Origin of the sequence: Prosthecobacter sp. (assembly GCF_046154365.1) — a bacterium.
Classification (GTDB): Bacteria; Verrucomicrobiota; Verrucomicrobiia; order Verrucomicrobiales; family Verrucomicrobiaceae; genus Prosthecobacter.
Genome location: NZ_JBJXFV010000200.1, coordinates 1 through 14,207 on the forward strand (window position 1 = coordinate 1; position 14,207 = coordinate 14,207).

Consider the following 14,207-nt stretch of genomic DNA (forward strand, 5'->3'; position numbering starts at 1 on the left):
CCTGGCATCTTTTTTTCGAAGGTGTTTTTGCACCAGTCCTTGATGTTGACGAGGGTGTAGTTCAGCGGCGTGCCGTCGTCGCGGGTGAAAGAGTTGATCTGGCGGAGGAGCTTGGACGCGGTGAAGACATCGGGCGTGACGATTTCATCCAGTAGGCGGGCGAACTCAGAGTCGGTGAGTGTGACGCGGTTCAGCGCCTGAAACTTCTCGCGGAAGTTGCGCTCAAGCGAGGCGCGGTCGGTGATGTCCGGGCGGTATTCGTATTTGAGTCCCTGGAGGGTGCCGATGAAGCCGTATTCGATGGTGTCTTCCCGGACGACTGAACGCGGGGCGTCAGACGGCAGGTCATAAGTGATGTTTGAGGGAGGCATCGGGTATCAGGAGTTTCGCCAATGAGAGCGGGAAATGGGCGTGTGGACAAGGCAAACCAACGCCCAAGGCGCAGAACATTGAACGATCAACATGGAACCGTGAACATTGAATGTGCGTTCTTGTTTCCCGGTTCCTGGGGGAAAGGTGGCAGGTGTTTCATCTTGCGGAAAACGGGGGCTGCAACTGTCTGACAAACGGAACCGCGCAGAACGCAAGCAGCCGGGTTGAGCCTTGAAAGCATGACCGTGTGGCCTGAAATCAGCCGCACCGGCAGGCACGCGTGGTGAGGAACGAAAAAGAAGATGCCTGGCATTGTGCGCTCGTTTTTCGGCCCTTTAGACTGCCTCGAAACGTGGACAATGATTGACACCAGCGGTGCGAAGCGGGTAAAACTGACCGCATGCTTCGTCTTGCTGCCGTCCTTTGCGTTTCCTTCGTCGCCTGCCTCCTGAGGTGGAATCCGTGCGGTTATAACGCTTGCGCCACAGACTCAAGCTTACCGTGCTGATGCCCTGCGCCCTGCAAAACGCCACGGCGGTCATGGCACTGCGTTGAAATTGGGAGATGAACTTTTTTCGCTCGGCTTCGGTATATCGCTTCATAAGCCCGAAGCTCTCGCCTCCGTGCCGCCCAACGGCTAGACGGGGTTGCTGAGGTGCTTACTTTGGATTCGGTAAAGGTTGCCCTGCATTCTTTGCTTGGAATCCCACGCGCCATCCGTGTAGGCTCCTCGCATGACTCCTTCCAATCTTTCCCGTCGCCAGTTCGGAACCCTCGCCAGCGGCGGTGCGGCCCGTGAGTTGTCTGTTGGCAAAACGGGGATCGTCGGCTAGCATCGGAATGTTATGACGAAGACCGACATCAAAACCAAGCCCAAGCAGTCGGCGGTGAACAAGCCCCGCAAGGTGATGATTGGCGATGTGATGGTAACCCTGCGGCCGCATCCAGGGAAAGGCACCCTGTCCCGCTCGCTGATCCGCGAGATCGTGGAGTCCGCCCGTCGCGACATGCTGAGCAGCCAATGATCCGGCCGCATGCCCCGCAGCAAGCCAGACCAGGTGTTCATCAACTGTCCGTTTGATGCGGACTATGCACCCCTGCTGCGCGCGGTGCAGTTCACGGTGCTGGCGTGCGGCTTCACGCCGCGCTCTGCGCTGGAGGAGAACAATGCCGGCGTCATCCGTCTCGCTAAAATCATGCGGCTGATCAAGGAATGCCGCTACGGCATTCATGACATCTCGCGGACAGAGCTGGACCCAAAATCAGGCCTGCCACGGTTCAACATGCCCTTCGAACTTGGGCTGTTTCTCGGCATCGCCGATAAGCCGGCAGCGGTGGCGCGGCGGAAATCAGCACTGGTGCTCGACCGGGAGCGCTATCGTTATCAGGTGTTTCTGTCGGACATCGCCGGCCAGGACATTCACAGTCATCATGGGACCACGGACGGGGCCATTCAGGCCGTGCGAAAATGGGTGAACGACCAGGACAAGAAACGCATGCATCCCGGCACCCTGGCCATCCAGAAGCGTTTTCGCGGATTTTTGGAATGGGTTCCCAACCAATTGAAAGCACGCGGCCATTCGGAGGAAGACTTGTCGTTCGTGGACTGGTCCAACCTGATGGAGTGGTGGGTGTGGAGTGAGCTTTGATGCCCGCCGCATTCTTTGCTGTCGTGGACAATGATTGACACCAGCGGTGCGAAGCGGGTAAAACTGGCCGCATGCCTCGTCTTGTTTCCGTTCTTTGCATTTCCTTCGTCGCATGCCTCCCATGTCTGGCACAGGCCCAGGAGCGCAGGCTGCCCGAACTCGCCGCCAATCTCGATGCGCTGCTGAACTTCGCGGAGCTATGGAAATGGGGTCCGGAGAGTTTTGAGAAAAACTATGTGCTGAAGCTCGAAGACCAGGAGAAGCAGCAGAAGGCACCTCAGTTTGAATGGGTGAGCGCCAGCTGATGACCACGCCCATGAAACCCGATCCCGAGGAGCCCGAGCGCTACGACGACATCACCATCTTCACCACGGCGGATGGTCAGACCCGCGTGGCGGTGCGCTTTCAAAACGAGAATGTGTGGCTGACGCAGAAGCTGATGGCCGAGCTGTATGAGTGCTCAACGGACAACATCGGCCTGCACTTGAAGAACATTTTTACCGAGCGGGAGCTGGAAGAAAAGGCAGTTACCGAGGAATCCTCGGCCACTGCCGCCGATGGGAAAAACTACCGGATGAAGTTCTACAGCCTGGAGGCCATCATCGCCGTCGGTTATCGAGTGAGCAGCCCGCGCGCCACGCAGTTCCGCACCTGGGCCACGGACCGGCTGAAGGATTACATTTTGAAGGGCTTCGCCATCGACAAGGAGCGCTTCAAGCGTGGGACGAAGTTTGACCAGCGCTACTTCGAGGAATTGCTGGAGGAGGTGCGTGAGATTCGTGCTAGCGAGCGGATGATGTATCAGAAGATCACGGACATCTACGCGACCGCCGCCGACTACTCGCCGAACACGGCCGCCGCCGAACGTTTCTTCGCCACGGTGCAGAACAAGCTGCACTTCGCCATCACGAGGCACACGGCTGCTGAGATCATTGCAGAGCGTGCTGACGCGAAACACCCGACGATGGGGCTGACAAGCTGGAAGAAAGGCACGGGCGGGAAGATTCTAAAAACGGACATCGGCACGGCGAAGAATTACCTGAAGGCGGATGAGCTGAAGACGCTGAACCACATCGTGGACATGTATCTGGACCACGCGGAGTTCCAGGCCAGCCGGGGGCGCCTGATGAAGATGGCGGACTGGGAAAGCCGGCTGGAGGCCTTCCTGCAATTCAATGAACAAGAAATCCTGCAGGACAAAGGCCGGGTGTCTCACGCCGTGGCACTGGCCCTGGCAGAAAGAGCGTACGCCACCTTCCGCATGGAGCAGGACCGACGCTATGAGTCGGACTTCGACCGGGTGGTGAAAAGCCTGCCGAAGCCCAAAGCCAAACCCTCTGGCAAAAAGAAACCGCCAACCGCCTGACCCCATCCATGTGCGAAGCGCCGCTACTGGCGAAAAGGTGGGGATGGGGCAGCAGCACCAAAGGGCAGCCGCGTTTTGAGCATATCCCGAAACCATGACAAAACTGTGGGCAATGATTGACACCCGCGGTGCGGAGCGGGTAAAACTGGCCGCATGCTTCGTCTTGCTTCCATCCTTTGCGTCTCCTTCGTCGCATGCCTCCCATGTCTGGCACAAGCCCAGGAGCGCAGGCTGCCCGAACTCTCCGCCAATCTCGACGCGTTACTGAACTTCGCGGAGCTGTGGCAATGGGGGCCGGAGAGCTTTGAGAAAAACTATGTGCTGAAGCTCGAAGACCAGGAAAAGCAGCAGAAGGCACCGCAGTTTGAATGGGTGAGCGCCAGCAAAGATCGCGCACGTTTTTCCAGGCACATGTTCAGCAACGCGGAGACCAACCTGACGATGTTTGGCGGTTCCATCAAGGTGGAGGAGGCGATTCTGGAGTTCGTGAATGGCAAGGCGGCACGCGCCACGATCTCGTTCTACAATCGCGGTGATTCCGGCGACATCGAAGTGAAGGAATTCGACCGCATCTTCAAAGTAATCGGCCAGAACCTCGGCCAGGTGACGAAGGCGGCCCCAAAAAAGCAGCTCATGTCCGCCAACGCCGCGCTGCCGGTCACGGGTTGGATGTGGAGCGCGCCCACCGGCATCGCCCTGCTCGAATACAACGAGTACAACACGCCGGGCAAGGTGACGAAGCCTGAGTTCCTGCGTCTGAAGCTCGCCGCACCCAATCAGGCGGATTGGAGCATGGGCAAGCTGGCGGTGGGCGTGCAGCGCATGGAATTGCTCCAGCGTGTCAAAAAGACGGCTGAAGGGGATGTCTATATCTCCGGCGTGCCGATGGTGGATCAAGGCCAGAAAGGTTACTGCGTCGCCGCGAGCTGCCAGCGCCTGTTTGAGTACATGCGCATCCCTTGTGACCAGCATGAGATGGCGAAGCTCGTCAGCGTCGATGCGGAGAGTGGCGCAAGCATCATGGTCATGCAGAAGAGCCTCGCCAAGATCGACAGCGCGTTCAAAGTCACCTTCAAACCACTGGTAAATCCCGAGTTGTATTACAGTGCGGGGCGCAAGCGCCGCGTGTCCGAGAAAGAGTTCCTCTCCCTCATCAAAGAGAACGTCGAAAAAGGCGTGCCACTACTGTGGGGTCTCTCGCTGGGCGAGAAGCCCGAAGAGCCGCCGCTTCCAGGCGGTGGCCAGGTCAGCGGCGGTCACATGCGCATGGTCATCGGCTACAATCTGGCGAAAAACCAAGTGCTCTTCACCGACTCCTGGGGCGCAGGCCATGAACTCAAGCGCATGGCCTTGCTCGATGCCTACGATGTCACCATGGGCCTCTACTCGATGGCACCACGCGGTTTTTGAGGCGGAGGGCAAAGCGCGAAGGAAGAAGGAAACACTGATTTACACCGCAGAGCTTGGAACGCCGCAGAGACTTTGATGCAGAAGGCCATTCTCTTCGGCGTTCCGCTCTCTGCGGTGTGGCTTTAATCTGGGTCTCTCGAAAGGTGTAGAGACGCATTTCAGCCTGCGCAGACCGCAGACCGTCTCTTGGCCCTTTACCCTATGCTCTTGGCGTCATGCCGCACGGCCCTCTTCGACATCCATCATGTCAAAGAAGGTTACGAGATCCTCGCGGTGGCCGAGTCCGGCTTCTTCGCGTTGCTTCAAGAGCCCGGCGGAGGCCGCATCGCGCCAGCCGCGCTTGTGCATGAAGCCGTTCCAGATTTCGATCTGCTCCGTGGTGGGCCGGTGGCCATTCAGGCAGCACCATTCGAGGATCTCCTCGTCCGTGCCGCCTTCCAGCGTGCGTTTTGACAGCGCAGAGAAGTCCACGCCGAGAAATTTGCACACGCGTTCATCGAACGTGCGGCTGCCGGAGAGATAGCCGAGATGATAGCCGTCGGGCAGTTTGCCCTCTTTGGCGTTGAGCCGGATTTTATCGAGGATACGGCCAAACACAGCGATGCCGCCGACCAGATCACGAGGAGAACGAAGGGGAAATGCCATGCTTCCCTTTAGCGAGGAGTCGTGATGGAGTCAAACTGGCGGAGGAATGACGAAATCCGATCCATTCTCCGTAGCAAGACTGCGCAGGATGAAATGAGGAATGCCGAATGATGTTCCAAACGAGCTTCGGGCTTGGTCATTCGTTCATCCTTCGCCATCCTTGCTACGGAGCACGTGAACTCAAAGCGGCTTGGTGGTGGAACAGGGAGTATGCCTCGCGTCATCAAGATTTGGGAGTTCCGGGCCTTTGGAGTGATGGAGTGCTGGAGTGATGGAGTTCTGCATTCCAGCACTCCATGACTCCAGTACTCCGCAGTAAAGATTCACCAATCATGGTGACGTTGGGTATAACTACCAAACGGCAAGCGGGCCGGCAAAAAATGGGAACCCTGTTTTCATCTTTTGACGTCCATCTTTTTACCAATCAAGACCGCGCCGGAACTCGCCAAGTTAATCGGAGGGGCAAAGAGGCAGAGGAGCGGAGATTGTCAGAACAAACTCTGCCCACTGCTCCTCCGCCCCTCTGCGGCAAACCCGAACTACCCCTGACTCGCCAACACCACCCGCTTCCAGATCGGCACGCAGGTTTTGATCTCCTTCAAATACCAGCGGCAGAGATCGAAGGACTCTGCGCTGTGCTTCGTGCGCACTTTGATGAGGATGCTCGGATGCTCGGCGGCGACGAAGCCGAGGCGATGCTGAATGAAGACGCGGTGCGGCCCGTGCTCGCGTTCGCCACGTTCGACGAGTTCGTTGAGCATCTTTTCCGCCATGGGCAGATAGGCGCTGTAGTCGATGCCGGAAATCGGCCTGCCGTCCTCCTCACCACGCACCACGCCGAGGAACTGCGCCTCCGCGCCCTCGCCGGACTTGAAGACCGTCGTGGCGGGCTGGATGGGTTCTTCGTTCAGGATGAACACGGGCGGCATAGGCGTGGGAGGCAGACAAACTACCACAGAGGGCATGGAGAATCACAGAGGCATGGTTTTCCGAACTCTCTGCTCCTCTGTGAACTCTGTGGTGAAAAAAGCCAACGCCAACTTCGCCCCTTATGGCCGATGGTGCATAAAACTTGTCTGCCAGCACCGCTTTCTGATAGCGTTTCGGTTATCCAACCATGAAACGTCTGCTCCTTCTCGCTCTCGCTGCGGCCACGACGGCCCACGCCGCCACGCAAATCACCTGGAAGCGCCAGCAGCTCCACGGCGACTTCTATTCCGAAGGCGCGGCCATCGGCGACATCAATGGCGACGGCAAGCCCGACGTCGTCGCGGGACCGTTTTGGTGGGAAGGACCGGCCTTCGAAAAAAAGCACGCCTACTACGAGCCGAAGATCTTCAGCATCAATGGCTACTCGGACAACTTCTTCGCCTACGTCCACGACTTCGACGCCGATAAACGCAACGACATCCTCATCCTCGGCTTCCCCGGCAAGGAAGCGCGGCTGTATCTGAACCCCGGCACGCACGACGACAAACCGTGGCCCATGCACATCGTCGCTGATGTCGTCGATAACGAATCCCCCGTCTTCACCGACATCACCGGCGACGGCAAACCGGAGATCGTGTGCAGCACCCGGGGCTGGCTGGGCTGGTTCGAGCCCGACTGGGAAAATCCAACCCAGAAATGGCACTTCACGGGCTGTCAACCAGGGTCTCTGGCCATGGGCAAGTTCACCCATGGTCTCGGAGTTGGGGATGTGAATGGTGACGGCAGGCTGGATCTCCTGGAAGCGCGCCGCTGGTGGGAACAGCCTGAGGATCTCAGCTGGCATGAGGTGCCCTTCACTGGCGGCTACATATCGGTAAACTTTCACCCTCACACCTTTGCCGTCGGTGTCGGCGGCGGGGCGCAGATGTTCGCGTATGACTTTGACGGCAATGGTACGAACGACATCTTCACTAGCCTCTCCGCACATCGCTACGGCGTGGCGGTGTTTCTGCAAAACAAGCTTGAAGAACGCGCCGGTGCTCCTGCCCGCGTCGAAAACAATAAGGAGGGAGCAGGCAAAGAGCCCTATGCTCCCTTCGAAACTCCTCTCAGCGGGCCCAACTGGACCCGCGTCATGCTCGCCAGCGAGCAGCCGCAGGACAACGACTACGGCATCGTCTTCTCCCAGCCTCACGCTGCCTTCCTCGCTGACATCAATGGCGACGGCGTTAAAGACATCGTCACCGGTAAGCGCTACTGGGCGCACAACGGCCACGATCCCGACGAACGCGGCGCACGCGTCGTCTATTGGTATGAAACGAAGCGCGATGGCAAGGGCGGCGTCGATTTCATACCGCATCTCGTTGATGCCGAAAGCGGCGTCGGTGTCGATGTGCAGGTCGGCGATGTGAATGGCGACAAGCTGCCCGACATCGTTGTCGGCAACAAGGCTGGTGTGTTTGTACTGCTGCAGGAACGCAAAGACTCGACGGCTGACACGACACCGAAGAAAATGTACGGCCCCGCCTTGAAGCCGCAGAAGGATTACGCCAAAGGGCAGTCGCCAGCCGATGCGTTGAAGTCCATGCAGCTCCCCGGCGGTTTCAAAGCCGAGCTGATCGCCGCCGAACCGGATCTTGTGCAGCCCATCGCCTTCACCTTCGACGAGCGCGGTCGCATCTGGGTCGTGGAGGGAAACAGCTACCCGAAGCCACGCGAAGTCGGCGCAGGCCAGGACCGCATCAAGATTCTCGAAGACAAGGATGGCGACGGCAACTTCGAGACGAAGAAAATCTTCTGCGAAGGCCTGAACCTCGTCAGCGGCATCGAGCTGGGCTTCGGCGGCGTGTGGGTGGGTGCCGCGCCGTATTTGATGTTCATTCCTGACAAAGATCGGAATGATCAGCCCGATCCGTCTGATCCGACCGATCAGCGTCCGAAAGTCCCCGGCCTCAACTTCACCGCTTACGCCCTCCTAGATGGCTGGGGCAGCCAAGACACCCACGAAACACTCAACAGCTTCATCTGGGGGCCGGACGGCTGGCTGTATGGCTGCCACGGCGTCTTTACACACTCGAAGGTCGGCAAACCGGGCACGCCGGATGAGAAACGCATTCCCATCAATGCGGGCATCTGGCGTTACCATCCCGTGCGGCATGAATTTGAAATCTTCGCCGAGGGCACCAGCAATCCCTGGGGGCTCGATTACGACCAGCATGGTGAGTTCTTCGTCACCGCCTGCGTCATCCCGCATCTCTACCACATCGTCCCAGGCGGACGTTATCAGCGGCAGGCCGGGCAGCACTTCAATCCTTACACGTATGAAGACATCAAGACCATCGCCGATCACGCGCACTACGCCGGCAGTGCGCGGCCTGATGTGACTTTCGATGCCAAAACCGGTGCCGGCGTCATGAACAACGACACCAACGCCCTCGGCGGCGGCCACGCGCACTGCGGCCTCGCCATCTATCAGAGCAGCCTCTTCCCGCCGACGTATCGCAACCGACTCCTCTTCGGCAATCTCCACGGCCATCGTCTCGTCACCAACTACACCGATGTGAAGGGCAGCACCTACATCGGCAAGCATGGCAGCGATTTCATGCGATCGAACGACATGCACTTCATCCCCGTCACGCAGAAAGTCGGCCCCGATGGCGCCTTGTATGTCAGCGACTGGAGCGACCAGCAAATCTGCCACCGCGGCAGCAACGCCGTCGAAAACTGGGACCGCAGCAACGGGCGCATCTACCGCATCAGCTACGGGAGTAGCCTTGCTCGCCAGAGCAAGGACGAGCGTCCCCAGGCCTCGCCACGCGCCCATCCTGACTCTGGCGAGTCAGGCTACATCCCCAACGCGCCCTTCGACCTCGCCAAGGAAAGCGATGAAGCGCTCGCAAAACTCGCCGTGCAGACGGAGAACGAGTGGGAATCACGCATGGCGAGGCGGGTGCTGATGGAGCGAAGTAAAACTGGGGAACTGAAAGGATATGATGCTGAACAACCTCTCAACGATCTCACCGGAAAGGCATCAACTGAATCTCAGAGGCTGCGTGCATTATGGACGCTAGGCTGTTTCTCATTCAATCAGTATGGCGTAGCCGCAACAAACATGCTGAAGTCCACAAGTGATCGTGAACGAGTTGCGGCCATCAGAGTTCTTCGCGCCGAGGGAATCGGGCCAGATTATCTCTATGATTCATTCGAGAAGATTGCTGCTACGGATCCGTCTCCATTGGTCCGCAGGGAATTGGCTTCCGAACTGCGCAGAACAGTCCCCTCTCGAATCGGGCCCCTCGCCACCGCCCTCCTCAAGCACGGCGAGGACAAGGACGATCCGATGATCCCGTTGCTCATCTGGTATGGCATCGAGCCCGTCGTGGCGGCGGACCCGGCGGTGGGAATGCAGCTCGCGAAGGCGTCGAAGCTCGAAAAAGTCACCGGCTTCATCTACCGCCGCCTGTCCTCCGATGATGCGGGGCGTGCTGTCATGCTCGCCGAACTCGCGAAGGAACCCGATGCCGCGAAGCGCGAGCCCGTGCTCGCCATGGTCGTCGCCGCTGCACGCAATGGCGGGAAACTGACGATGCCGCCGAACTGGTCGGAGATCGCGAAGAAGTTGGGGGCGCCGCTCGGAGTCCCGCCTTCAGGCGGAAAGGGGAACGCGGGGTCTGCCGTGTCCAATGTGCCGAAGGACGCCTCTCCGGCTAAAGCCGGGACTCCGAGCGGGACTCTGACCGGGACTCCGAACCTCATCCTCGAACTCAGCGCGCTGTTCGGCGATGCGGAGGCGCTGCAAGCCTTCCGCAGCCAGCTCAACTCGGCCAAGCTCGACACGCCAGTACGCGAGAAAGCACTGGCGGTTCTCCTCCAAGCTCAAGACAGCGCCACCGCGAAGCTCCTGCAACAAATCGTCGCCACCCAAGACGCTCCCTCGTCGCTCCGCCGCAAAGCCATCCAAGCCCTGGCCTCACTCAAGGACGCCGAAACGCCTCTGATCCTCAGTGCTTCGTTGCCTTCGTTATCTCCTGTCGAAATCCCCGACGCCATCAACACCCTCGCCTCCACCAAAGAAGGCGCCAATGCGCTGCTCAAAGCCGTCGAGGCCAAAACAGTGTCTGCCACGGCGCTGTCGCCGTTTTTGGTCCGCCAGCTTACCGCCTTCGACGACAAGGAGATCAACGCCCTCATCAAATCCGCCTGGGGCGATGTGAATGCACCGAAGGCGGACCTCGGTGAGCGGAAGAAAAAATACACCGCACTCCTGACGTCGGCGGCTTTGGCCAAGGGCGATCTCGCGAAGGGCAAGATGATCTTCCTCGGCACCTGCGGCGCGTGCCACAAGCTCTTGGGTGAAGGCCAGAACGTCGGTCCCGACATCACCGGCAGCAATCGCGCAGACTTGAACTACCTGCTCGAAAACGTGCTCGATCCCAACGCGGTGATCGGGAAAGCCTACCAGCTCAATCTTTTCACCATGAAGGACGGCCGCGTGATGGGCGGTGTTATCAAAGACGAAAGCCCCGCCATCGTGAAGATCGCCATGATGGGCGGCATTGAGTTCACGCTGCCGCAGCCCGACATCGCCAAACGTGAGGTGTCGAAGCTCAGCACGATGCCTGAAGGCTTGTTCGACGCGCTGCAACCCGAGATGGTGATTGATCTGGTGAAGTATCTGCAAAGTGGTGGCTCCGGCAATGCCGTCAAAGCCGGCGCAAAAAATGTCGAAGGTGCCCTCGAAGGCGAAACGCTCAAGATCATTGCCAAAACTGGCGGCGGCACCCGCATTCAAGGCATGGGCGGCTTCGGCAACAAGTGGAGCGGCGGCTCACAGCTTTGGTGGACTGGTGCCAAGCCCGATCAAAAGCTCACGCTCGCCATCCCGGTCAAAGAAGCAGGCAAATACCATCTCCTCGGCGTCCTCACCATGGCCCGTGACTACGGCGTCATCAGCATCACCCTCGACGGCAAACCGGTGGCGTCCTCCTTCGACGGTTACCACGCGGACAAGGTCATCCTCACCGACGAACTCGACTGGGGCACGCATGAACTCACGGCAGGTGATCACCAATTCACCTTCACACTCGCTCCGCCGAATCCGTCCGCAGCTCCGGGGAACATGGTGGGGCTGGATTATGTGCGGCTGGAGAAGAAGTGAGTCATGAAACTACCAGGCTCGCAGGATGCGATCGTCGAGATCGAAAAGCTGAGCGATTACTCGCTCAGCCCGGATCATCCTGTCGGCAAGCACAAGGCCAGGGTGTTTGAGGCATCGCTCGGGCTGCGGCAGGACCATGCGGAGGAAATCCAGCGGCGTTTGCTGGAGGCCGCGCGAACCTATGAATGCATCGCCACCAAGCTCACACCGCATGGGCAACATTACGAAATGGACTTCATGTTCACAAGAGCAGGCAAGTCAGCGCTGGTGAGAGCCGTGTGGATCATCAGGCACGGCGAAAAATCACCTCGTTTGGTCACCTTCCATGTGTTATAAACTCTGACGCTGTCCTTATGGAAACACGCCCCATCCATCAACTCGATACCGTGGCACTGCTGCATGCCGTGCCCGAGGCCCATCTCGCCGCCGGGCAGGTCGGCGCAGTGGTGGAGGTTTATTCCCCCAATGAGTTTGAGGTCGAGTTTGTGGATCTTCGGGGCAAAACACTGGGACTCCGCACCTGTCGCCGGAACGAGCTGCTGTTGTTGAAGCACGAGGCACTCGCGGCGGCATAAAGCCGGGGTCAGCTCCTCGCCAACGCCTCGTCAAACCTCGTTATCAAGTCCGCCGTGTCTTCCAGACCAGCGGACACGCGGATGAGCCAGCGGCTGACGCCGCAGCTTTCGGTCCAGTCGAGTTCATCGTAATGCGCGAGCAGCGTGTAGGGGCAGGCGAGCGTGAAGTTCGTGCCGAGGCTGGGGCCTTTGCACACGCGGAGAGCGTCGAAGACTTTGGGGCTGTTCTGCGACGGATTTTTGAGCGTGAAGGACAACAGGCAGCCGTAGCCGCCGTTCTCGCGACGGATGAACTCGTAGCCGCGTCCGCCTTCCGTTGCCGCATGCCAGACGCGATCCACCTTGGGCTGCGAGCGCAGATGCTCGGCGAGCGCCTTGGCGTTGCGGCTCATCGCGGTGGCGCGTTGAGTGAAGTCGCGGCTGTTGAGCTCGAGCGCCACGGCATCGCCACGCCAGAGTTCGTGGTCGGCATGTTCTGTGAGGAAGGCGGAGAAAGCCGCGTGGTGCGGTGATTTTCGGTTCAAGACGACGCTGCCAGCCAGAACATCCCCCGCGCCGGAGAAACTCTTCGTCAGGCTCGTCGTGACGACATCGGCGACGCGGTGTGCATCGACATGCGCGACGGTGGAGATGGTGTCATCGACGACGATCGGCACGCCGGGCTGCGCTGCGGCACGAATGGCGAGCAGGCGCTCGAAATCGACGCAGCGGAGCAGCGGATTGCTCGGCGCTTCGCAGAAGATACCGGCGAGAGGTTCGCGTTGCAGCAGCGTGCGCAGATCGTCATACTCGCTTTCCTTGATCAGCGGCAGGAAGTGAGCGCCGCTGCCGAAAAGCTGCTGGAGCTTGAGCACATCGACATACGGGAAGTCGAGCTGGGCGGTTTTGCGGCCGGGAAACAGATGCGTGAGCATGCGATGCACCGCAAAATTGGCCGCCATGCCGGAAGGGAAGAGAAACACATCCTCCGGCTGCTGCCCGGCGAGCTGGGCAATGCGCTGTTTGATCGTGAGGTTGGCCGCTTTGCCTTCGGCTTCGGTCACACCGCTCGATTTCGATCCCAAAGCCTCGCAGGCCTGCCGTGTGCTCACGCATTCACCGCAGAAGCGCCAGAACTTGCGGGCCTTCACATAGCTGTCGGCCGGAAACACCGCGACGCCGAGCTGATGCGTGGTCCATTCGACGACGCGGCCCGTTTGGATGAATTGCACGCAGCGCTCCGCATGCACGACTCGCGGAAACACGAGGCAGCGTTCGCCCGCGACGGCGAATTCCTTTTCGGCGGCTTCAAACAGCCGCGTGATGGCCGGTGGGCAGCAGAAGCGCGGATAGCCGGATTTGAACTTCGAGACGATTTCCTGATCGCCTTCCTCATAGCCGATCACGTGTTTCCACAGCGGCAGACACACAGACACGCCGAGTTCGTGATCAGGGATCGCTTTGCCGAGGTCTTCGGCGTTGCAGAGAGGGTGTTTGAAGAGGTCGGTCATTTCAGAGCGGTCTTTTCTTCACGCAAAGAGGCCGGGAATCAAAGGAATAGAGGCTGAAACTCGCGTTGAGCGTCATGGTTGGGTGCGGTAACAATCCACATGCCAGCCGCCTATACCATGGCGCAAGCTCAGAAAAAGCTGTCGTCGCTTGTACGGGACTCCCAGCAGCGACCGGTGCCCATCACCAAGAACAAGCAGATGGTCGGCTTTTTCCTGTCGTGTGACAGGGTGGAGTGCATCCTGGAGACGATGGAAGTCATGCAGGACAAGAAAGCGATGAAGGCGGTGCGCAACTACGAGGCGGGCAAGACGAAATTCCAGCCACTCTCCGCGCTCGATGACCATCAGGGTTGAATTGTCCGATTAAGTGCTGGCTTTTGTCTCGCAACTGCCGCCGCTGCCCAATAAGCGTCTGCGTGATGCTTTGCACAAGCCCGCCACAGGAAAGGCAGACATCAAATGGCTCAAAGGCAGGCTTGAAGGTTATCACCGCCTACGTTCGGGTTCCTACCGCGTGGTGTTCCGTCAACGCATGGATCGCGGCCAGCAGGTGGCGGAATGCATCTATGCAGCGCCAAGAGCACTGGTTAAACAACAGCATTGATTCCTGCC

General features: G+C 59.2%; 15 protein-coding genes. 10 read left to right on the forward strand and 5 right to left on the reverse strand.

The genetic code is table 11. From position 1 onward, the window contains the following. Together ACKVY0_RS25630 and tnpA are read right to left on the reverse strand one after the other, a co-directional pair. On the reverse strand, positions 1 to 371 hold a 371-nt coding region (locus ACKVY0_RS25630; RefSeq protein WP_409217712.1), incomplete at its 3' end, for a type I restriction endonuclease. A gap of 336 nt (positions 372 to 707) precedes the next feature. Then, entirely contained in the window at positions 708 to 974 is a 267-nt protein-coding gene (tnpA, locus tag ACKVY0_RS25635) for an IS66 family insertion sequence element accessory protein TnpA (RefSeq protein ID WP_409217713.1), read from the reverse strand. A 243-nt stretch (positions 975 to 1,217) separates the two neighbouring features. Between tnpA and ACKVY0_RS25640 the strand changes: the two genes are divergently transcribed. From ACKVY0_RS25640 to ACKVY0_RS25660, 5 genes are all read left to right on the forward strand, one after another. Beyond that, the gene (locus tag ACKVY0_RS25640) at positions 1,218 to 1,397 is read left to right on the forward strand and encodes a hypothetical protein (protein ID WP_409217714.1); all 180 of its coding nucleotides are present in this window, start codon (positions 1,218 to 1,220) and stop codon (positions 1,395 to 1,397) included. A gap of 9 nt (positions 1,398 to 1,406) precedes the next feature. Further along, positions 1,407 to 2,021: a hypothetical protein gene (locus tag ACKVY0_RS25645; RefSeq protein ID WP_409217715.1), complete on the forward strand. Its 615-nt coding sequence runs from the start codon at positions 1,407 to 1,409 to the stop codon at positions 2,019 to 2,021. A gap of 71 nt (positions 2,022 to 2,092) precedes the next feature. After that, complete coding sequence (locus tag ACKVY0_RS25650; RefSeq protein WP_409217716.1) at positions 2,093 to 2,326, forward strand: hypothetical protein; 234 nt, start codon at positions 2,093 to 2,095, stop codon at positions 2,324 to 2,326. A gap of 11 nt (positions 2,327 to 2,337) precedes the next feature. Beyond that, positions 2,338 to 3,387 carry a virulence RhuM family protein gene (locus tag ACKVY0_RS25655; protein WP_409217717.1) on the forward strand — a complete coding sequence of 350 codons (1,050 nt, stop codon included), beginning with the start codon at positions 2,338 to 2,340 and terminating at the stop codon, positions 3,385 to 3,387. 153 nt (positions 3,388 to 3,540) lie between these two features. Further along, the gene (locus ACKVY0_RS25660) at positions 3,541 to 4,797 is read left to right on the forward strand and encodes a C39 family peptidase (protein ID WP_409217718.1); all 1,257 of its coding nucleotides are present in this window, start codon (positions 3,541 to 3,543) and stop codon (positions 4,795 to 4,797) included. Between the two features lie 213 nt (positions 4,798 to 5,010). On the opposite strand, the gene ACKVY0_RS25665 is transcribed toward ACKVY0_RS25660, so the two are convergent. Beyond that, on the reverse strand, positions 5,011 to 5,442 hold the full coding sequence (locus ACKVY0_RS25665; protein ID WP_409217719.1) for a DUF5069 domain-containing protein: 432 nt from the start codon (positions 5,440 to 5,442) through the stop codon (positions 5,011 to 5,013). Positions 5,443 to 5,981: 539 nt separating this feature from the next. Further along, complete coding sequence (locus tag ACKVY0_RS25670; protein WP_409217720.1) at positions 5,982 to 6,371, reverse strand: molybdopterin synthase catalytic subunit; 390 nt, start codon at positions 6,369 to 6,371, stop codon at positions 5,982 to 5,984. 188 nt (positions 6,372 to 6,559) lie between these two features. Here ACKVY0_RS25670 and ACKVY0_RS25675 point away from each other — a divergent pair, with 188 nt between their 5' ends. Genes ACKVY0_RS25675 through ACKVY0_RS25685 form a run of 3 tightly spaced genes read left to right on the forward strand, consistent with a single transcriptional unit; the run spans position 6,560 to position 12,105 of the window. After that, positions 6,560 to 11,530, forward strand: a complete 4,971-nt coding sequence (locus tag ACKVY0_RS25675) for a PVC-type heme-binding CxxCH protein (RefSeq protein ID WP_409217721.1) — start codon at positions 6,560 to 6,562, stop codon at positions 11,528 to 11,530. Between the two features lie 3 nt (positions 11,531 to 11,533). Beyond that, a complete protein-coding gene (locus ACKVY0_RS25680) occupies positions 11,534 to 11,866 on the forward strand; it encodes a DUF6883 domain-containing protein (protein WP_409217722.1) in 333 nt (110 codons plus the stop codon). 17 nt (positions 11,867 to 11,883) lie between these two features. Then, positions 11,884 to 12,105, forward strand: a complete 222-nt coding sequence (locus tag ACKVY0_RS25685; RefSeq protein ID WP_409217723.1) for a DUF4926 domain-containing protein — start codon at positions 11,884 to 11,886, stop codon at positions 12,103 to 12,105. A gap of 8 nt (positions 12,106 to 12,113) precedes the next feature. Here the strand turns inward: ACKVY0_RS25685 and ACKVY0_RS25690 are convergent, their stop codons facing one another. Next, the gene (locus ACKVY0_RS25690; RefSeq protein ID WP_409217724.1) at positions 12,114 to 13,595 is read right to left on the reverse strand and encodes a PLP-dependent transferase; all 1,482 of its coding nucleotides are present in this window, start codon (positions 13,593 to 13,595) and stop codon (positions 12,114 to 12,116) included. Between the two features lie 99 nt (positions 13,596 to 13,694). On the opposite strand from ACKVY0_RS25690, the gene ACKVY0_RS25695 reads away from it, so the two are divergent. After that, positions 13,695 to 13,949, forward strand: coding sequence for a hypothetical protein (locus ACKVY0_RS25695; protein ID WP_409217725.1), 255 nt, complete (start codon positions 13,695 to 13,697; stop codon positions 13,947 to 13,949). A 13-nt stretch (positions 13,950 to 13,962) separates the two neighbouring features. Continuing rightward, the gene (locus ACKVY0_RS25700) at positions 13,963 to 14,199 is read left to right on the forward strand and encodes a type II toxin-antitoxin system RelE family toxin (RefSeq protein WP_409217726.1); all 237 of its coding nucleotides are present in this window, start codon (positions 13,963 to 13,965) and stop codon (positions 14,197 to 14,199) included. Positions 14,200 to 14,207 lie beyond the last annotated feature (8 nt).

What these genes read in the sequence shown, in the direction of transcription:
- ACKVY0_RS25695 (WP_409217725.1), top strand. Translation starts at nt 13,695, where the DNA reads ATGCCAGCCGCCTATACCATGGCGCAAGCTCAGAAAAAGCTGTCGTCG.
- ACKVY0_RS25655 (WP_409217717.1), top strand. Translation starts at nt 2,338, where the DNA reads ATGAAACCCGATCCCGAGGAGCCCGAGCGCTACGACGACATCACCATC.
- ACKVY0_RS25640 (WP_409217714.1), top strand. Translation starts at nt 1,218, where the DNA reads ATGACGAAGACCGACATCAAAACCAAGCCCAAGCAGTCGGCGGTGAAC.
- ACKVY0_RS25650 (WP_409217716.1), top strand. Translation starts at nt 2,093, where the DNA reads ATGCCTCGTCTTGTTTCCGTTCTTTGCATTTCCTTCGTCGCATGCCTC.
- ACKVY0_RS25680 (WP_409217722.1), top strand. Translation starts at nt 11,534, where the DNA reads ATGAAACTACCAGGCTCGCAGGATGCGATCGTCGAGATCGAAAAGCTG.
- ACKVY0_RS25675 (WP_409217721.1), top strand. Translation starts at nt 6,560, where the DNA reads ATGAAACGTCTGCTCCTTCTCGCTCTCGCTGCGGCCACGACGGCCCAC.
- ACKVY0_RS25670 (WP_409217720.1), bottom strand. Translation starts at nt 6,371, where the DNA reads ATGCCGCCCGTGTTCATCCTGAACGAAGAACCCATCCAGCCCGCCACG.
- ACKVY0_RS25665 (WP_409217719.1), bottom strand. Translation starts at nt 5,442, where the DNA reads ATGGCATTTCCCCTTCGTTCTCCTCGTGATCTGGTCGGCGGCATCGCT.
- ACKVY0_RS25690 (WP_409217724.1), bottom strand. Translation starts at nt 13,595, where the DNA reads ATGACCGACCTCTTCAAACACCCTCTCTGCAACGCCGAAGACCTCGGC.
- ACKVY0_RS25645 (WP_409217715.1), top strand. Translation starts at nt 1,407, where the DNA reads ATGCCCCGCAGCAAGCCAGACCAGGTGTTCATCAACTGTCCGTTTGAT.
- ACKVY0_RS25660 (WP_409217718.1), top strand. Translation starts at nt 3,541, where the DNA reads ATGCTTCGTCTTGCTTCCATCCTTTGCGTCTCCTTCGTCGCATGCCTC.
- ACKVY0_RS25685 (WP_409217723.1), top strand. Translation starts at nt 11,884, where the DNA reads ATGGAAACACGCCCCATCCATCAACTCGATACCGTGGCACTGCTGCAT.
- tnpA (WP_409217713.1), bottom strand. Translation starts at nt 974, where the DNA reads ATGAAGCGATATACCGAAGCCGAGCGAAAAAAGTTCATCTCCCAATTT.